Consider the following 18,261-nt stretch of genomic DNA (forward strand, 5'->3'; position numbering starts at 1 on the left):
TGGGCGATGCCTACCCGAAAACTTCCGGCATCCGGAAAATGCCTTCTGCCGCTTCTTGACGACGCACGACTAACTCCAGCAAGCCGCGTGCACCGATCCGGTCTTTGTCATCCAATGACACCAATTTTTCAAAAATCGCCTTGCTCAGTTCCAGGTTCTCCAAACGCATGTTCAAAAAACCGATCGATTTCAACGTAAACAAATACAGCCTGATCCGGGTCAGCAAGTCTTTCGGCGCTTCGCTGATATGCTCTCTTTCCAATTGCCGCCAATCTTCCGGGAAATCGATGCCGGGGCGAATCAGCTCCAACGCTCTCTCGGAAATCAACAAAGCTTCGGCCAAGCGATGCTGGTAGTAATAAAATCGATTCAACGACACCAGCACATTCAAGGATTCCGGTGCCCGCAAGTAAGCTTGTAATAGCGGCAGTTCCGCTTCGCCCGTGGCGTAAAGTTCGGAAGCGTATTGGATCAAGTCCTCCACTTCTTGGCTGTCGGCCTTCTCGTAGTACAGGTCCTTGGCGTCGAATTGCAACAGATCCATTTCCATCACTTACCGCCCGCCGCTTGTTTCAGTACCACTAGATCTTCACCGTGACAGACGCCTTCCGCTTCGCAACTGCCGCAAGTCTCTTCCGCCACTACAAAACGTTTTTGGTTACTTTCCAGCTCATCCAGGCGGTCAACTAAACAACTCAGCGCTTTTCCGACCGGGTCCGGCACCAGATGGTGATCCAGATCGATACCGCGCGGATCTTGAATCTTCAAGCCTTTTTGCTGAATGATCCGGCCGGGAATACCGATGACGGTGCAGCAAGGCGGCACGTCTTTTATCACCACCGAATTCGCGCCGACACGGACGTTGTCGCCCAGCGTGATCGCGCCGAGTATCTTGGCGCCGGCACCGATTAACACGTTATTGCCCAATGTGGGATGGCGTTTTTCCTTGTTCCAGGTAGTGCCGCCCAAGGTGACCCCGTGGTACATGGTCACGTCGTTACCGATCTCGGCGGTTTCGCCGATCACCACGCCGGCGCCGTGATCGATAAAAAAGCGTTTGCCTATCGTCGCGCCCGGATGAATATCGACATTGGTCAGCCAGCGGGCAAAAGCCGCCAGTAAACGCGCCGTCAACTTCCAATCCGCATGCCACAAGCGATTGGTTACCCGGTGCAGCAACACTGCGTGCACCCCCGGATATGCCAGTAATACTTCCGGCAAACCGCGTGCCGCCGGGTCTCGGGCAAACACGCAGGCCACATCGTCGCGCCAGTCTTGCCAGAGTCCAAACGCAACGCTTGGACGCGACGGCGAGAAGAACATCATTTTGCCAAGCTCCAGGTGGTTTTGCCGGGCATCGGCACGCCAGGCACCCGGAAGAAAGTACCGGGATAACGATCATCCTGCAGCTCGTTTTGAGCCGTATTGTGCTGTGGTACGTCTACTTTGGCAGTGCTGGGCACGGCTGGTTTTTGACGATTGCTACTCATCGGACACCTCGCTATAGGCTATGTAAAAATTGATTTAAATCGGTCGATTGCGGTGCGCGTTTGTTAAGACTGACAAACTCGCGAATCAGCGGCAGCAGGCGGCCGGCCTGCCAGCGGTTAATTTGGATGCCCAGTTGTTTATAAGCGTGCATCACGCCCTGACTGCCGGAATGCTTGCCCAGCACCAGTTGGTGGCTGCGGCCTACCAGAGCAGGATCGACGCCTTGATAATTGTTGGGGTCTTTCAGCAAACCGTCGACATGGATGCCGGCTTCGTGGCTGAACACATCGCGGCCGATCAGGCTTTTTCGGCTACCTATCGTGTCGCCGGAAGCCGTGGCTACTTGATGCGACAGCATTGGGAAATTACGCAAATCCACGCCGGTTTCGAAACCGTACAGTTGCTTCAAGCCTACGACTACTTCTTCCAAAGCTGCATTACCGGCCCGTTCGCCCAAACCGTTTACCGTGGTATTAACATGGGTCGCGCCGGCGAACGCCGCAGCCAGCGTGTTGGCGGTTGCTAAACCCAAATCGTCGTGGGCATGCATTTCGATGTCCATATCGGTGACGGCCCGCAGTTTGCGAATGGCTTCGAATACACCGAACGGCTCCATGATGCCGACCGTATCGGCAAAGCGGATCCGGCAGGCGCCGGCTGCTTGCGCGGCTTCGGCCATCAAAGCCAGAAAATCGCTGTCGGCGCGGGACGCATCTTCGGCACCCACGCACACCTGCATACCGGCATCGACCGCAGTTTTCACACAGCGTTCGATGGTGGCCAGCACCCAGGCCCGGCTTTGTTTGAGTTTGTGTTGAATGTGTTGGTCGGAAGCGGAAATGGACAGATCGATACTGGTTACGCCCAAACCCAGACAATGCTGCAAATCGTCATCGCGCATTCTGGACCACACCAATAAATTGCTGGGCAGTTTTAACGCAGCGATGGCTTTGATTTCGTCCCGTTCCTGTGCGCCCATGGCCGGAATTCCAATCTCCAATTCAGGCACACCCAACGCGGACAACTGTGCGGCAATCGCCAACTTTTCCGCCAGCGAGAACGCTACGCCGGCCGATTGTTCGCCGTCGCGGAGCGTAGTGTCGTCGATGATGATGGTGCGGGAGTTGCTTTTCATGGTGGAACCTTGAGTCGCAAAGTTAAATACTTGAAAACCGGTGCGTGAATAACGCCTTCGATAGGACTAATGCAAAAGACTTGCCAACTGAAAAACTGCGGAGATTTAAGGGTTGGAACGAGGGGTTGGCGCAATGCCGACAAGACAATCCCAATAGTTGAAGACGAAATTGTCAGAAATGCGACAATCGATCAACACATAGGCAAATCCGTCGGTCCACATGCACAAGAAAAGGCCCGCAACACGGCTAAAGCGTTAGAAGTTGCCGAGAACGCTAAGCCTGGGTTACGCTGGCACCGTCTCAATTCGGTGGCGATTGTTGAGATAGCGCACAAGGTACCGATTCGGGCGTTTTGACGGAACGCGTACCTTATTTAAAGCGCGGAGAAGCACGCCAATGCACTGCTACAAACGCGACTTAAACATATTGAGCTTCCCGGATCTTGGCTTAAGCAGCGAGGGGCTTTATTTACTAAGTCTTGTAGATTCATACATAACTCACTGGAGATAGACATGACGAAGAAACCCTATGCTCTCGCGCTATTTTTCACGTTTTTCCTGGCAAGCAGCCAAGCTGGCGCTACGCCTTTTGCAAATATATTCGTTTTCGGGGATAGCCTCTCCGACAGCGGATCTAGCGCGTCCTCGGTATTGAGTGCTTACAATCTGGCCGGGCAATGCGATCCGAACCACCCATGCCCGACCTATTATCAAGGGCGCATTAGCAACGGCCCGACCGCCGTGGAGTATTTAGCCAACTCGGTTCTTTCGGGTGGCGGGAATGCCGGCAATTTCTTTAATTTCGCGGTCGCCGGTTCGACCACGGGGATAGGCAATGAGGGCGATGGCGGCAGCCAAACCAGCTTAGGCACGAAATTCGCGCCTGGCATGACGCAACAATTAGGCCTTTTTTCATCGAGCTATACCAACGCCGTCACCCCTGACTCGCTGTTTTTTGTATGGGCTGGAGCCAATGATTTTTTGACCGGCGATTCCGCGACATTGGCAGCACGGAATATCGCCGGCTACGTCGGCGCGTTAATCGGCATTGGCGCGCAACACATCGTGGTGCCGAATTTACCGGATTTGAGCATTACACCCTTTGCGCAATCACTACCTCCAATCGCCACAGCGGCAGCACAAAACTATTCCCTAGAATTCAACCAAGAGTTGGCGGACAAACTCGGTACCTTGTCCACGCTGTTCCCCGACACGCAAATCGTGCAATTCGATTCTTATAGTTTTTTTAATAATCTGGTTCAGAACCCGACCGCTTACGGATTTACTAATAGCACCGAAGCCTGCGTAAGTTTGCCGGATGTTTGTGCCGATCCGGCTGGCCGAGTGTTTTGGGACGATTTCCATCCCACTACACAAGTGCATGCGCTATTTGCCGGCGCGGTAGTCAGCCAGGTACCGCTGCCTGGCTCCATTGTGTTCTTGATCAGTGGAGTAATAGGCTTGCTTTTCGGCAAACGCCGTCCGGCGTAAGTCAAAGCGTGGGGAACGCAGCCAATCCTTTCGCTGTTTTCCCCTTTTCCAGTGTTTGCAAACCGGGAAAATATTGGCGTGTTCCGGAAATAGCGTTTAATCGATGCAGTCGAAATATTGCCCCTCGCCAACAGTGTCAGCTTTATTTACATAACCCGGCCTTTAAAGTACCTACGTATAGAATTTCGACAGAAAGCCGCCACTAAGCCGTTGAATAAAACCAACATTAAAGAAACAATTAAAAATGGCCCGTTGTTTGCTGAACTGTTTAGTGAACCAAAAACTGTGCCTACTTTTGCCGGATTGCAGTGAATCGATAGACTTAACTTACACAAAGATTGAAGGAGTTTTTAGATGTTATCCAAAAAAATTTATCCACTCATTCTGATTGCCGCCGCATTTGACTCTCAGGCAGCCATAATTAATTTCGATGCCTTACAGCCCTTTAACGATTATGATCCAATTCTTGCTGGATATGGCTCTACAGCTGATGTGACAGTATCTTACTCAAGCTTGAACCCGGACGGCTCGGTGGCCTATGCAGATGTTTTGTTGTGGAATGACGGATACGCAGACCTCAATACCGCAGCGTTTGCCCATACCAGCGGCTTGCTTTTAAGCATCACGCTGACTGCGGTTAATCCTAATCAATCTGTAACCCTTAATAGTTTCGACGTTGCGGCATATCCAACGGGAGCCGTTAACTCCACATTGACTGCTACTGATTTCCGAGTGGTCGATGGCAATGATTTTTCCAATATTCTGGTCAATTACGGGCCCTACGAGGTTTCTCGTTTCGCTGCACAGACTTTTTCACCCAACCTGACCGCACATTCGCTAAATATTATATTGGGAACCGACTGGAACAACGGCATTAACAATATCAACTTTACCGTTGCCGCCGTTCCTCTACCAGGCGCCGTGTGGTTGTTCGGCACCGCATTAGCCGGTCTGGGTCTTACCAGAAAAACCCGGAAAGTTTGATCAAATAGCTCGTCCAAATCCAGAAAAGGCGGTTAAACAACCGCCTTTTTTGTTAACCGTCTAGGGAGGCGTAGCGCAACAACCACAGCTATTCCCATTTAGTTTACGAGCGATAATTATATTATAAGCTATTGATATTAATCTTAATTTTTTTTCATACCCAGTATGCTTTATGAATTCATTCCAAATAAAATGCCTTGCCGTGTTTTCCTTGTTTGCAATCATAGGCTTCGGGCCCGTTTCACCGGGTTGCTTGATAGGTATGTATGTGGTTGCGCTGCGGCCGCGCTGGTTTAGGACCTTAATTGAGAATATATACGCCAACGCCGGCGCACCCGCCGATATATTCCCGACCTATTCCGTCGAACAAACCAGACAGAGCAGAACCAAGTGCTTTTTAAGCCTATTGGGATTATTCATTGTCGATATTGCGCCGGTACCGGTGACACCGGTTGTCGCATTTGTGATCATCCTGAGTAGACCGCAGTGGTTTTACCGGATAGTAAACAGAGTTTATGGCGGGCTTTAAACAAGACGCTCCCGCAAAAGCGGGAGCGTCGATTAACTGCAAAGATCTTTACGCGTACGTGGGCTGGAAAGCCTGCTCAGGGTCGGCAACCGGGCAATTGTTCACGCTATCCCAATAAGGCGACAGTTTCCGCAAAGTGGCGACAATGCTTGGCATCACTTTCAGCACTTCGTCGACTTCGCTCATAGTGTTATAGCGCGAGAAGGAAAAGCGGATAGTACCGTGCGCGGCGGTGTAAGGAATGTCCATCGCCCGCATCACGTGCGAAGGCTCCAGAGAACCCGAGGTACACGCCGAACCGCTGGAAGCCGCGATTCCCGCTTTGTTCAACAGCATCAAAATCGCTTCGCCCTCGATATATTCGAAAGCAATGTCCGTGGTATTGGGCAAGCGGTTGTTCAAATCGCCGGTGATAAAGCAGTGCGGCACGGCGGCAATGATACCTTGCTCCAGCCGGTCGCGCATGGCTTTGACCTGCACGTTTTCGTATTCCATGTGCTCCAGCGCCAGTTCGCAGGCTTTACCCAAGCCGACAATCGACGCGGTATTTTCAGTACCGGCCCGACGACCGCGCTCTTGATGACCGCCGCGTAATAACGGACGAAAACGGGTACCGCGGCGCAGATACAACACACCTATACCTTTCGGTGCATGCAATTTGTGGCCGGAAATCGACAACATATCGATCTTGGTGTCTTGCAGCATCATCGGAATCTTGCCAACCGCCTGCACCGCATCGGTATGGAACATCACGCCGGCCGCATTGGCCATTTCGGCCATTTCCACCACCGGAAAGATGGTGCCGGTTTCGTTGTTCGCCCACATCACCGACACAATCGCCACTTCGTCGGATAACAGGTTTTTGTAAGCTTCCAGATTCAAGCGGCCGCATTTGTCCACCGGCATGCGGTGTATCGTGTAGCCCTCTTTCTCCAGGTTTTCGCACAAAGCCAAAATAGCCGGATGTTCCACCGAGGTGGTGATGATTTCCTTACGATTGGGCTGGGCCTTGATCGCCGACAAGATTGCCGTCGAATCGGATTCCGTACCGCAGGATGTGAAAATAATCTCCGAATCGTGCTCGGCACCAATCAACTCTTGTACTTGCGAGCGCGCCTTCTTGATGGCTTTGGCCACGCCGTCGGCAAAGCGATGGATAGACGATGGATTACCAAAGTACTCGGTAAAATAAGGGATCATCACATCGACCACCGCGCTGTCCACCTTGGTGGTCGCGTTGTTATCCAGATAAATATCAGGCATGACTGGCCTCCTCAATCGTGACCAGTTTCGGCATTTGCGAGGCCGGCACGACTTTAATGAATTCGCCCATCACTTCCATCAAACGTTGCTGAATGCCGGCAATGGTCATGGCAGACATTTGGCAACCGTTGCAAGCGCCGGTCATGTTGACGTAAGCGGTTTTGTCGACCACTTCCACTAATTCCACGTCGCCGCCGTCGGCCATCAATTGCGGACGGAAGGACATGATCACTTCTTCGATTTTCTTGATGCGTTGCAGGTTGGTCAGCGGGCCTTTGGCAACCACAGGCTCGGGTTTGGCGACCGGCGCCGCATTCGGATCGAAAGTCTCGCCGCGCTCTTTCAGAACTTTTTCCAGGATTGCTTCGATGTCTTCGTGGCAGGCCGCGCAACCGCCGCCGGCTTTAGTGTAGTTGGTCACGTCTTCAACAGTACGCAACTTGTTGGCCCAGACCATTTCTTCGATCATCACGGCATCGATGGCAAAGCATTTGCAGACCAGGGCGCCTTCTTCATGGTCGTCTTTCCATTCTTCGCCGCGATAGTTGGCAACAGCGGCTTGCAGCGCTTCGCGCCCCATCACCGAACAGTGCATTTTTTCAGGTGGCAGACCGTCCAACTCGGCAGCAATGTCTTGGTTAGTCACTTTCAAAGCTTCGTCCAAAGTCAGGCCTTTGATGATTTCGGTCAGCACTGAAGAAGACGCAATCGCCGAGCCACAACCGAAGGTTTGAAAACCGGCATCTTCGATCACTTCAGTGTCGTCGTTGACCTTCAAGGTCAAACGCAAAGCGTCGCCGCAACTGATGGAACCCACTTCGCCAATGGCATTAGCACCCGCAACCGCGCCGGCATTTTTTGGGTTGAAGAAGTGATCTTTTACTTTATCTGAATAATCCCACATAGCTATTTCCTCGAATTCTTAAGAACAGGTTTTTGGTGTACCGCCGGCGTCTCCGGTGGTAAACGATGATCCGCAGGCACAGCTTTTAACCGCGTTGGGATTGGTAAATTTGAAGCCCGAACCTTCCAGGCTATCGACAAAATCGATGGACATGCCGTCCAGGCTGGGCAGGCTCAACGGGTCCACAAACACTTTGACGGCGCCACAATCGATGACAGTGTCATCTTGATTTTCTTTTGCTTCCAACTTCATGCCGTAAGACAAACCAGAACAACCGCCATCGGTCACTTCGATGCGCAGCCCACCGGTCGGCTTGTCGGAACTGCTGATAAAACGGCCCACGGCTTGAATGGCGCTTTCGGTTAATGTAATCATCTTTAAGTCTCCTGAACGGGTTTGGCATTGATTTTGTAAACAGATAAAGCAACCAGCATGCCATACGCGAAAATTTCGGCTAAGCCGCTGAAATTGCTCACTCGCCGGCAGATGGCCAACCTTAATCGGCACGCCGTTTCACAACAAACCGAGAGCGTTTGTCGGCTTTACTACAAAACTCTCACAGGAGCACAGCATGAACGTAGAAGATTTGGATTTGGGCGACGTGGTGTACGCCGCGCATACGATTGTTGACGATGGCAGTATGCCGGACAGCGAAGAAGGCGAAGTGCTGGCGCAAGAAGGCGCCCGCGGCGTGATCGTGATGAAAGGACATGTCGAGGAAGATCCTGGACTCACGGTTTTTTTAGTTCGCTTCGAAGACCAGGATCTAAATCTGGGCCGGCCGATAGGTTGCTGGACCGAAGACTTGATCGTCCCGGAAAACGAGTTGGTTACCCATTAACCCGATTCCGCCCACCATTAAAAAGGGTGATTTAGCCGCCGAGCGTCTCGTCCCGCCGAGGTATTGGCGGTTTGCCCTGGGCCAAGTGGCGACTGGCTTTGTAACATTCCTACGCTCTCGCGTGGGAATGCCGTGCCCGGCCCACCAATGTCCCGCCGCGCAGCCTTCCAACAAGCGTCAGGAATCGCCGCAATCAAAGGTTTGCATGCGCCGAGGCATGGTGTGTGCTTGAATGAATATACACTCAGCTTAATTAAGGCCAACTCATGCCAACTCCTTCCGAGTCCGTTATCCAATACCACAACCGCACCAAACATCAATTAAATGCCTACGCCAAAGGCCCGGAATCGTTGGATTGGGACGACCAACCCAATCCGTTTCGGCGTTTTAGCGGCTGCGAAGCGGTGAAACTGCCGCCGCCTGGCGCCGAACTAAGTTGTTTGTTCGCTGATTTGGACAAACCGGAACGGATAGAGCGGCTGCCTTTAAACCTGACCAATTTGGGTCTGTTATTGGAATTGTCTTTCGGTTTGTCGGCCTGGAAGCAATTCGGTCCGGACCGCTGGGCCTTGCGCTGTAATCCGTCCAGCGGCAACTTGCATCCGACCGAGGCTTATTTGCTTTGCACTGACCGGGACTTATTACAACCAGGCGCGTATCACTACGTTAGTCACGATCATCATCTGGAACGCCGCAGCAGGTTTATGGCCGATACGGCGACTAAGGAAGTTTATATCGGTCTGTCATCCGTCCACTGGCGAGAAGCCTGGAAATACGGCGAACGGGCCTTTCGCTATTGCCAACATGATATAGGCCACGCTTTGGCAGCGTTAAGTTACGCTGCCGCTTGCTTGGGTTGGTCGATAGAGTTGCTCGGCGAGACTGCCGATGCTGACATCGCCACCTGGCTGGGACTGGACCGCAGCGATGATTTTGTCGCTACCGAACACGAAGCACCGGATTTGTTCTGCCGATTGCATGCGACCCAAACTGCCGACGGCGAGTTTTCCACCGCACATTTGCCGGAGCTTGCCCAAAGTGCGGAATGGATTGGGAAAGCCGAGCGGTTGAGCGGCCGGCATTTTTATCGCTGGCCGATTATCGACGAAGTTGCCGCCCAGGTCATCAAGCCTGCCACCGTTGCTGAACGGTTAGCGCCGCCGAGTCTGGATTTACCGGCGCCCAGCCACAACCTCCCTGCCAGCAGCCTGATTCGCCAACGCCGCAGCGCCCAGCACTTTAATGGCAAATCGCCGGATCTACCTTTGGCAGATTTTCATCGAATGCTGGCGGCGCTGCTGCCTAATACCAAGCCACCATTTACCGCCTGGAATTGGGATGCACAAGTCAATATAGTCTTATTTGTGCATCGGGTGGATGGTCTGGAACCGGGCCTTTATTTACTACCGCGTACCACGGATGCGGCGGCGGAATTAAAACAGGCTTGTTCTGCCGACTACGAATGGCAAAGGGTGGAGGCACCGTTCGAATTTTATCGGCTGACGGCCGGCAACGTCAGACAAGCCGCAAAAACCTTGTCCTGCCACCAACCCATCGCCAGTGACAGCGCGTTTAGCTTAGGCATGTTGGCGCATTTTGCCGAGAATGTAGAAGCCGAAGCTTGGCGCTATCGCCGGCTATTTTGGGAAAGCGGCCTACTGGGACAGATTTTGTATTTGGAAGCCGAAGCTGCCGGCGTGCGCGGCACCGGCATCGGCTGCTTCTTCGACGATGCGGTACATGGCATATTGGGTTTAAAGCATAACGACTGGCAAAGTCTGTATCATTTTACTATCGGCGAACCGCTGGAAGACAGTCGTTTGCAAACGTTTCCGGCCTATACGCATTTGAGCTATTAGGTCGCGAACGCCCGATTAGCTTGGGTTTGGCGAGCGGGCGAACCGCGTTGAAATATTTACGAAACAATCCCGCCAACAATGTTTAAAATCATGACTTTATCCCTGCCACCATATGAAGGCCCGCCATGAGTTTTAAATCCAACGTGATCCGCTTTATCATCAAATTAACGCCCAACGCCCTGATCATTTGGGGCGCGAACATCATCATGAAAGGTATCGCGGAGTTAACCCAATTTAATTTCGATCTCGATGCCCGTAAGGTTTATGTGCAGACCCGGCTTTACGGCGAGGAGCACACCATAGAAGTCACGCTGGAAGACTTTGCGGTATTCAACGACGGCGAGTCCTATCGTTTTATTATTCACCGCGCCAATTCCGACCGGCTTTGGCTGAACAACATCCTGGCCAAATTCACCGGCAAAGCCTGGAAAATTCCAACCCTGCCGCTATTTGCCGCGCAACTAGAACTGGTTGCCGAAGTATTTAGCGCCAAGCCGGTGGTATTGGAACAAATTGATTGATCCGGGCCGCGCCAAGCGCTTATTTGCCGATACAAAAGCTGGAAAAAATTTCGCCTAAGAGATCATCCGAGGTAAATTCGCCGGTGATGGCGGATAAGCTGGTTTGCGCCTGGCGCAGTTCTTCGGCAACCAGTTCGTGGGCTTGATGCTGCAATTGCTCGGCGGCGCGGTCGACGGCCTGCGCCGCCAGTTGCAGGGCTTGGATGTGGCGCGTTCTAGCGACAAACACGTTATCCGCGCTTTCGGTGAAGCCCATGCTTTGCTTCAGGTGTTGGCGCAGTAAGTCCAAGCCCAGCCGGTGTTTGATGGACAAATGGATTTCCAAACCTTGCTGGGTTTCCACAATTTGCGGTTGACTGCCGACCAAATCGATTTTATTGAAGACTTTGGTGACCGCTATATTGGCAGGCAGACTGGCGTCCAGGCTGGCGCTGTCCGGATCTGTGCTGTCTATCAGCAATAAAATCCGGTCGGCTTTGGCGATTTCCTGGCGGGCGCGGCGAATGCCTTCCTGCTCGACCGGGTTGTCGCTGTCGTGCAAGCCTGCGGTATCGATAATATGCAAAGGCATGCCATCCAATTGAATCCGCTCGCGCAGCACGTCGCGCGTGGTGCCGGCTATGTCGGTGACGATGGCGGCGTCGTGACCAGCCAAAGCATTTAGTAAACTGGATTTGCCGGCATTCGGTTTGCCGGCCAGCACCACGGTCATGCCGTCATGTAACAGCCTGCCCTGCTGAGCGGTTTTACAGATTTCGGCAAGTTTGCTTTGCAAGCGCTGGATCCGCCCGGCCACGACGCCATCACCGAGGAAGTCGATTTCTTCATCGACAAAATCGATGGCGGCTTCGATAAACACCCGCAGCTCAATCAGTTCGTCGATCAGTTCGTTGATTTGCTCGGAAAACACGCCCTGCATGGATTGCTGGGCAGAGCGCACGGCTTGTTCGGTGCCGCTGCTGATCAGGTCGGCTATGGCTTCGGCTTGAGCCAGATCGATTTTGTTATTTAGAAAGGCTCGCTGGCTGAACTCGCCTGGGTTGGCCAAGCGCGCGCCTAGAGCCAATACTCGCCGCAACAGCATATCCAGCATCACGCTGCCGCCATGCCCTTGCAGTTCTACTACCTGTTCGCCGGTAAACGAAGCCGGCGCAGCAAAATACAACAACAAGCCGCTGTCGATTACCTGGCCATCAGCATCAAGGAAATTGGTATATTGTGCGTAGCGGGGCCTGGGCAGCGTTTTGCCGGTGAGGCTTTGCGCGATTCCGGGCGCGGATGGCCCGGAGATGCGGATGACGCCAACGCCGCCGTTACCGGGCGGCGTGGCAATGGCGGCTATGGTGTCGCCGTCAAGCATGGGTTTTAGTGTGCGTGATTGTCTTCGGCAAGCACGTGTTTGGTGATGTACCACTGTTGGATGATCGACAAGCTGTTGTTGCAGATCCAGTACAGTACCAAACCGGACGGGAAGAACAGGAAGAACACGGTGAAAACGATAGGGAACATTTTCATCACCTGGGCTTGCAGCGGATCAATAGGCGCTGGATTCAAGCTTTGCTGAATCTTCATGGTGATGCCGTACAGGATCGGCAACAGATAGAATGGGTCTTGCGCGGACAAGTCATGTATCCACAAGGCAAACTCGGCCTGACGCAATTCCACCGTTTCGATCAATACCCAATACAGGGAAATGAACACCGGAATCTGCACCATGATCGGCAAACAGCCGCCCAAGGGGTTGACCTTTTCCTTTTTGTACATCGCCATCATTTCGGTGTTGAACTTCTGGCGGTCGTCGGGATAACGCTCTTGCAGCTCTTTCAAGCGCGGCTGGATTTTGCGCATTTTTGCCATGGACTGGAAGCTGGCTTTCGACAGCTTAAAGAACAGCAATTTGATACACAGAGTCACACCCAAAATTGCCACACCCCAGTTTTCGACATAGCCGTAGATTTGGTTCAACAGCCAGTAGATAGGCTTGGCGACCACGGTCAACCAACTGTAATCGACTGTCAATTCCAGACCTGGGGCAATGGCTTCCATGACCGGCTGAATTTTGGGACCAACAAACAATTGCGATTTAAGCACCGCTTCGCCATTGGCCGGCACGCTGACATCAGGCGAATAGGAACCGATGACATAACGGGCATCGTTCAGGGCTTTGGTGTAAAAATGATTTTCCTGATCCGCTGGCGGAATCCAGGCAGCAGCGAAATAATGCTGGATAAACGCGCTCCAACCGCCTTGGCTAACGACGTTTAAGGTGTCGTCTGCCATGTCTTCGTATTTAACTTTTTTGTACTTGTCTTTCTCGGTGTAAACCACGCCACCGGAATAGGTTCTGATGAAGTTGTTATTGCTTTTATCGCTGTGCTCGACCCGCAACAGTTGGTCGTATTGTTTGCCGACCCAAGGGTTAGCGGTTTGGTTAGCGACTTTTTGCTCGACTTGCACCAAATAGCTGCCGCGTTTGAACGTAAAGGTTTTGGTGACCTTCAAACCTTGCTGATTAGTCCACGTTAACGGGATGCTGATTTGCTCTTGACCGTCTGCCAACTCATAGGACGTTTGCTCGGCAGTGAACACCGCGTGATGATCGGGAGCAGCAGCGGAATTCTGACTGGCGACTAGACCAGTTTGCGCCAAAAACATTTTTTCCGGACTGCTATCGAACAGCCGAATCGGCGATAAATCTTTCGCCGGCGCTTGCATACCTATCAAGGCATAAGCCGCGCTGACTGCGGAATTTTCTTTCTCGTGCGGATATTGCAACAAATCCAGGTTGCGTAAGGTACCGCCTTCGGTATCGATTTCCAGTGCAAACACATCGGTTTTGACTTTGACGACTTTGTCGGCGGCAACTTGCGCAGCAGCAGCCTGACCGGCAATTTGTTGTGTACCTGGCTGGGCGGGATCCGCATTAGCCACAGTCCCGGCATCGCCGGCTACAATGGGCTTGTCGGAGATGATGGCCTGCGGCTTGGGACCGTAATCAATCTGCCATGACTCCCACAACATGTAGGAGATCATCAACATCGCCATGACAAGTACAAATCTTATGTTATCCATTGTTATTTACTCAATTTTTCCGGAACGGGATCGATGCCACCTTCGTGGAACGGGTGGCATTTCAATAATCGTCGAAGCGTGAGGTAAGAGCCTTTGAAAGCACCATGAATCTGGATTGCCTCTAAGCCATAACTTGAACAGCTGGGAAAAAAACGACATCTGGGCCCCAGCAAAGGACTTATGAAGTATTTGTAAAGCTTGATCAGGGTTATGAGCAGGAATCGCATCGATCTACCAGTTTATGCCAATGCCTTTCCAATGACTTCCTCAATATCGGCGAGGCTGCATTTGCTGCATCGCCTCGTGCCAAAACAACAATATCAATGCTGACGATATGTTGACGCTGTAATCTAAAACTTTCCCTGACAGCCCTTTTTATGCGGTTCCGTGCGACTGCTTTTTTTATAGTTTTTTTTGCGATGGCCAAACCCAGCCGCGGATGCGGCAGGATATTGCTCGTCGCCAATACCGTAAAATATTTATCTGTGGACTTTACGGGATTGGTAAATACTTTTTTATACTCAGCGGGCGTCCCTAGCCGATACTGATCGGGAAAGCCGAAATCTTCCGCCGACAATTAAACCGTCAGCGAAGCGCGGCCTTTGGCTCTGCGCGCATTGATCACTTTGCGGCCACCTACGGTAGCCATTCTGGCACGAAAGCCGTGAGTTCTTGCGCGTTTAATTTTGCTGGGTTGATAAGTTCTTTTCATGTGCTAGTGCCTATGGTGATAAAAACGGATAAAAAAGGCTGCGAATCATACGTGACAGGCTTGCCAGTGTCAATTTGACTTGTAAATTTCCAAAACAGTGCAAAATGAACTACTCTCTGGAACACTACCGATGCATTCAGCATTATTGAAGGAGACTTATTATGCATAAATTACCGTTTAAATCGATTTTAGCAACCAGCTTGTTAGTCGCGGGTTGCGCCACCACCACCGGCTGGACTCCCACCGTGGACACCTATAACGATCCCAATGCGTTCCGTTTGAATCAAGACATGCAGGAATGCGAACAGTTGGCTTCGCAGTCGGCCAGCACGGTTAAGGACACTGCGACCGGTGCAGCCGTCGGCGGCTTGATAGGCGCGGCGGGCGGCGCGGCAATTGGCGCGGTAGTCGGCAACCCTGGCACTGGCGCTGCCATTGGCGCCGCGGCCGGCGGTATTGGCGGCGGCGCTCAACAAGGCATACATTCCAACGACAGCTATAAAAATGCCTACCGCAACTGCCTCAGACAACGCGGTCACAACGTCGTCAATTAATCCGCATTAACCCGTCGCTATTTTGGAGGCATTGGTTCCGTTTATCGGTGTTGCGATCATCATTGTACTGGTATTTGATTACACCAATGGTTTTCATGATGCCTCCAATATCATTGCCAGCGTCATCGCCTCCCGCGCGATGACGCCGGCTCAGGCGGTTATGCTGGTTGCAATCTTCGAATTCCTGGGACCGCTACTGGGCGGAACTGCTGTCGCCAATACAGTAGGCACCTTGCTCGACCTTTCCTTTATCCCCAAAGCCGATGCGCTGTTAATCGTGGTGTCAGGCCTTTTTGCCGCGGTGTTCTGGAATTTGTTTACCTGGTGGCGCGGCCTGCCATCCTCCTCCTCGCACGCACTGGTAGGCGGCTTGATCGGCGCCACGCTAATCGGCATAGGCAGCGAACCCATCGCCTGGGGATTCAACGAATTAAGCGACGGCCGAATACATGGCTTCAGCAAAATTCTACTGGCTTTATTGCTCTCGCCCGTCTTGGGCTTTCTGGTGGGCTTTGTAATTCAGCGGATGACGATGTTCTTATTGCGGTCCGCATCGCCAAGCATTAATCGGCAGCTTCGTAACGTCCAGTGGCTAACCGCCGCCGCGCTGGCTTTTGCTCACGGCGCCAACGACGCGCAAAAAAGCATGGGCGTGTTGACCTTGATTTTGTTACTTAGCGGGGAAATCGACAGCTTTAAAGTGCCAGGCTGGGTGATGTTGTTTTGCGCTTGCGCCATGACCGCCGGCGTGCTGACCGGCGGCTGGCGCATCGTGCGGACCTTAGGTTTTGCCATCTATAAAATCCGCCCGATCCACGCCCTAAATGCCCAACTGAGCGCATGCCTGACCATTTTCGGCAGCTCGCTGATGGGCGCACCGGTTTCGACGACACACGTGGTGGCGTCTTCGATTATGGGCATAGGCGCTTCTGATCGCCCAAGAGCGGTGCGCTGGGGAAAAGCCTTGGAAATTTTGCGAACCTGGCTGATCACCATCCCCGGCTCGGCAATGATCGCCTGCATCAGTTTTCTGATATTCGATTACCTTCTTAAATAGCCACTGCAATCTTCATGTCATCTCCCAAGCTTTCACTGGCCTCACGGCTGTTCCAGAGAATATTCCCCAAAACCGCAGACTTTTATCTGTTACTGCACCAACAGTGCCAGCAGGTCTGCGTCACCGTCGACAATCTGGTCCGCTTCATGGCTAGCGAATCGGTGGAAGCCGGCAAGATGCTGAAAGAAGACGAGCACGAAGCCGACCGGATCCGCATTCACAACCTGCACGAACTAAACAGCTCGTTTGCCACGCCGATAGACCGCGAAGACATTTATCGCGCCATCGCCTCCATGGACAGCATCGTTACCTATTGCAAAAGCACTTATAACGAGATGGAAGCACTGGAACTGAACCCCGACAGCCATTCACAGGCGATGGTCATCGAGCTGCAAGTGGGCATCAAAGCGCTGGAGCGCGGCTTCGCAGTCTTGGGCAAACATCCTTCCGAGGCCGAACAACACGCCTTTGCCGCCCGCCATTCGGAACGCCGTATCGAGAAGATGTACCGCAAGGCCATCGCCGACTTATTCCAAGGCGAAGACTACTTAAACATGTTTAAACAACGCGAGCTTTACCGGCATCTGTCCAATGCCGCCGACAAGGTTCATGCCACCGCGAATGTACTGGAAGACATCATCGTCAAACTGGGCTGAATAGTGCGACAAGCCGTTTAAAATAGCCCCGTGCAGCCCGTTATTTTCAACGGGCGAATGCGTCCGGCATCGCCCCCAAAAGCCCTATCATCCATGCTACAATCTGCCCCGGTTTAAATCCTGTTACTCAAAGAGGTTCACTTCGTGGCAAACATCACCAGCCGAAAATCCGCAATGACTCTTTTTTCATCGCCAGCCTGCATAATGAGCCACTGCGCCAGGCTAGTTGTATACGAAAAAGGCGTGCCAGCGGAAGTTGAGTTTTTCGACCCGAATGACCCGCCCGAAGACCTGCTGGAACTGAACCCCAACGGTAATGCCCCGACTTTCGTGGAACGCGACTTGGTGCTGTACGACGCCCGCATCATCATGGAATATTTGGATGAACGCTTCCCTCACCCCGCCTTGCATCAAATGGACCCGGTCTCCCGCGCCAACGCCCGGATGCTGATCAAACGCATCGATCAGGAGTGGTATCCGCTGCTGGATGACGTTCTCGTCAACGGTGACAAAAAGGCCGCCAAAGCTAAAAAACAGCTCCGGGAAAGTTTGATGGCTGCCGCGCCGGTATTTGAAGCCACACCGTATTTCATGAGCGAGGAGTATTCTCTGATCGATTGTGCGATGGCGCCGTTCTTGTGGCGACTACCGAGCATCGGCATTGATATTGCCGGCCTAGGCAAAGGCATCACTGCCTACGCCAACCGACTTTTCTCCAGACGGGCTTTTCAAGAAAGCCTGAGCCGCGAAGAAAAAGACATGATGCAAGCCCCAAGCAAATGACCCCACTAAAACCCTATCTGATTCGCGCCATCTACGAATGGATCGTCGACAACAGCCTGACCCCCCATCTGTTAGTCAATGCCGACTACCCCGGCGTAACGCTGCCGGGCGACTTCGTGGAAGACGGCCGAATCGTGCTGAACATGCGCCCGGAAGCCATTCAAGGCTTGGTGCTGGGCAATGAAGAAATCCAATTCAACGCCCGTTTTTCCGGCAAACCCATGCGCATTATCGCGCCGTGCAAAGCGGTGTTGGCCATCTATGCCAAGGAAAACGGCAAGGGTATGATTTTCGACCCGGAAGAGAATGATGACGAAACCCCACCGACACCGACAGAACCCAAACCTCCGCAAAAACCGCAATTAAGAGTGGTTAAATAGCAGACGTATGCCGAAAGGAATGCCTCGGT

At 52.6% G+C, this 18,261-nt stretch carries 23 protein-coding genes; 11 read left to right on the forward strand and 12 right to left on the reverse strand.

Features of this window, described 5'->3' with window-relative positions:
* Positions 1–10: 10 nt before the first annotated feature.
* From G006_RS0111560 to nifV, 4 genes are read right to left on the reverse strand one after another with little or no spacing between them, the layout of a single operon-like run.
* Entirely contained in the window at positions 11–550 is a 540-nt protein-coding gene (locus tag G006_RS0111560; RefSeq protein ID WP_020483346.1) for a hypothetical protein, read from the reverse strand.
* Complete coding sequence (cysE, locus tag G006_RS0111565; protein ID WP_020483347.1) at positions 550–1,323, reverse strand: serine O-acetyltransferase; 774 nt, start codon at positions 1,321–1,323, stop codon at positions 550–552. Before cysE ends, G006_RS0111560 begins: the two co-directional genes overlap by 1 nt.
* The gene (locus G006_RS28845; RefSeq protein ID WP_020483348.1) at positions 1,323–1,490 is read right to left on the reverse strand and encodes a hypothetical protein; all 168 of its coding nucleotides are present in this window, start codon (positions 1,488–1,490) and stop codon (positions 1,323–1,325) included. Before G006_RS28845 ends, cysE begins: the two co-directional genes overlap by 1 nt.
* Positions 1,491–1,501: 11 nt before the next feature.
* Positions 1,502–2,626 carry a homocitrate synthase gene (gene nifV, locus G006_RS0111575; RefSeq protein WP_020483349.1) on the reverse strand — a complete coding sequence of 375 codons (1,125 nt, stop codon included), beginning with the start codon at positions 2,624–2,626 and terminating at the stop codon, positions 1,502–1,504.
* A 69-nt stretch (positions 2,627–2,695) separates the two neighbouring features.
* On the opposite strand from nifV, the gene G006_RS0111580 reads away from it, so the two are divergent.
* The 3 genes from G006_RS0111580 (at position 2,696) to G006_RS0111595 (ending at position 5,101) form a co-directional block, all read left to right on the forward strand.
* Positions 2,696–2,983, forward strand: a complete 288-nt coding sequence (locus G006_RS0111580) for a hypothetical protein (protein WP_020483350.1) — start codon at positions 2,696–2,698, stop codon at positions 2,981–2,983.
* Between the two features lie 156 nt (positions 2,984–3,139).
* Positions 3,140–4,117 (forward strand): SGNH/GDSL hydrolase family protein, encoded by a 978-nt coding sequence (locus tag G006_RS0111585; protein WP_020483351.1) that lies wholly within the window; start codon positions 3,140–3,142, stop codon positions 4,115–4,117.
* Positions 4,118–4,471: 354 nt separating this feature from the next.
* Complete coding sequence (locus G006_RS0111595) at positions 4,472–5,101, forward strand: PEP-CTERM sorting domain-containing protein (RefSeq protein WP_020483353.1); 630 nt, start codon at positions 4,472–4,474, stop codon at positions 5,099–5,101.
* Between the two features lie 577 nt (positions 5,102–5,678).
* Here G006_RS0111595 and nifS read toward each other — a convergent pair.
* Genes nifS through G006_RS0111620 form a run of 3 tightly spaced genes read right to left on the reverse strand, consistent with a single transcriptional unit; the run spans position 5,679 to position 8,172 of the window.
* Positions 5,679–6,893 (reverse strand): cysteine desulfurase NifS, encoded by a 1,215-nt coding sequence (gene nifS / locus G006_RS0111610; RefSeq protein WP_020483355.1) that lies wholly within the window; start codon positions 6,891–6,893, stop codon positions 5,679–5,681.
* The gene (gene nifU, locus G006_RS0111615; RefSeq protein ID WP_020483356.1) at positions 6,886–7,797 is read right to left on the reverse strand and encodes a Fe-S cluster assembly protein NifU; all 912 of its coding nucleotides are present in this window, start codon (positions 7,795–7,797) and stop codon (positions 6,886–6,888) included. The genes nifS and nifU overlap by 8 nt, the downstream gene beginning before the upstream one ends.
* Before the next feature lie 18 nt (positions 7,798–7,815).
* Positions 7,816–8,172 (reverse strand): HesB/IscA family protein, encoded by a 357-nt coding sequence (locus G006_RS0111620; RefSeq protein WP_020483357.1) that lies wholly within the window; start codon positions 8,170–8,172, stop codon positions 7,816–7,818.
* 196 nt (positions 8,173–8,368) lie between these two features.
* On the opposite strand from G006_RS0111620, the gene G006_RS0111630 reads away from it, so the two are divergent.
* The 3 genes from G006_RS0111630 (at position 8,369) to G006_RS0111640 (ending at position 11,018) form a co-directional block, all read left to right on the forward strand.
* On the forward strand, positions 8,369–8,638 hold the full coding sequence (locus G006_RS0111630) for a nitrogen fixation protein NifZ (protein WP_020483359.1): 270 nt from the start codon (positions 8,369–8,371) through the stop codon (positions 8,636–8,638).
* Positions 8,639–8,904: 266 nt separating this feature from the next.
* Complete coding sequence (locus G006_RS0111635) at positions 8,905–10,497, forward strand: SagB/ThcOx family dehydrogenase (RefSeq protein ID WP_020483360.1); 1,593 nt, start codon at positions 8,905–8,907, stop codon at positions 10,495–10,497.
* Positions 10,498–10,622: 125 nt separating this feature from the next.
* Positions 10,623–11,018, forward strand: a complete 396-nt coding sequence (locus G006_RS0111640; RefSeq protein ID WP_020483361.1) for a hypothetical protein — start codon at positions 10,623–10,625, stop codon at positions 11,016–11,018.
* 19 nt (positions 11,019–11,037) lie between these two features.
* Here G006_RS0111640 and mnmE read toward each other — a convergent pair whose 3' ends face one another.
* The 5 genes from mnmE to rpmH are packed head-to-tail and all read right to left on the reverse strand — an operon-like array spanning position 11,038 to position 14,802.
* Positions 11,038–12,378: a tRNA uridine-5-carboxymethylaminomethyl(34) synthesis GTPase MnmE gene (mnmE, locus tag G006_RS0111645; protein ID WP_020483362.1), complete on the reverse strand. Its 1,341-nt coding sequence runs from the start codon at positions 12,376–12,378 to the stop codon at positions 11,038–11,040.
* Positions 12,379–12,383: 5 nt separating this feature from the next.
* Positions 12,384–14,090: a membrane protein insertase YidC gene (yidC, locus tag G006_RS0111650; protein ID WP_026146995.1), complete on the reverse strand. Its 1,707-nt coding sequence runs from the start codon at positions 14,088–14,090 to the stop codon at positions 12,384–12,386.
* A gap of 2 nt (positions 14,091–14,092) precedes the next feature.
* Complete coding sequence (yidD, locus tag G006_RS27790) at positions 14,093–14,317, reverse strand: membrane protein insertion efficiency factor YidD (RefSeq protein WP_081607928.1); 225 nt, start codon at positions 14,315–14,317, stop codon at positions 14,093–14,095.
* The gene (gene rnpA / locus G006_RS0111655; protein ID WP_020483364.1) at positions 14,299–14,667 is read right to left on the reverse strand and encodes a ribonuclease P protein component; all 369 of its coding nucleotides are present in this window, start codon (positions 14,665–14,667) and stop codon (positions 14,299–14,301) included. The genes yidD and rnpA overlap by 19 nt, the downstream gene beginning before the upstream one ends.
* On the reverse strand, positions 14,668–14,802 hold the full coding sequence (gene rpmH, locus G006_RS0111660) for a 50S ribosomal protein L34 (RefSeq protein WP_020483365.1): 135 nt from the start codon (positions 14,800–14,802) through the stop codon (positions 14,668–14,670).
* Between the two features lie 161 nt (positions 14,803–14,963).
* Here rpmH and G006_RS0111665 point away from each other — a divergent pair, with 161 nt between their 5' ends.
* The 5 genes from G006_RS0111665 (at position 14,964) to G006_RS0111685 (ending at position 18,232) form a co-directional block, all read left to right on the forward strand.
* Positions 14,964–15,356, forward strand: coding sequence for a glycine zipper family protein (locus G006_RS0111665; protein ID WP_020483366.1), 393 nt, complete (start codon positions 14,964–14,966; stop codon positions 15,354–15,356).
* Positions 15,357–15,378: 22 nt separating this feature from the next.
* Complete coding sequence (locus G006_RS0111670) at positions 15,379–16,413, forward strand: inorganic phosphate transporter (protein ID WP_026146996.1); 1,035 nt, start codon at positions 15,379–15,381, stop codon at positions 16,411–16,413.
* A 14-nt stretch (positions 16,414–16,427) separates the two neighbouring features.
* A complete protein-coding gene (locus G006_RS0111675) occupies positions 16,428–17,069 on the forward strand; it encodes a DUF47 domain-containing protein (protein ID WP_020483368.1) in 642 nt (213 codons plus the stop codon).
* Between the two features lie 174 nt (positions 17,070–17,243).
* On the forward strand, positions 17,244–17,852 hold the full coding sequence (locus G006_RS0111680) for a glutathione S-transferase N-terminal domain-containing protein (protein ID WP_409521151.1): 609 nt from the start codon (positions 17,244–17,246) through the stop codon (positions 17,850–17,852).
* Positions 17,849–18,232: a ClpXP protease specificity-enhancing factor gene (locus G006_RS0111685; RefSeq protein ID WP_020483370.1), complete on the forward strand. Its 384-nt coding sequence runs from the start codon at positions 17,849–17,851 to the stop codon at positions 18,230–18,232. The genes G006_RS0111680 and G006_RS0111685 overlap by 4 nt, the downstream gene beginning before the upstream one ends.
* Positions 18,233–18,261: the final 29 nt, after the last annotated feature.

The organism is Methylomonas sp. MK1 (genome assembly GCF_000365425.1).
GTDB lineage: Bacteria > Pseudomonadota > Gammaproteobacteria > Methylococcales > Methylomonadaceae > Methylomonas.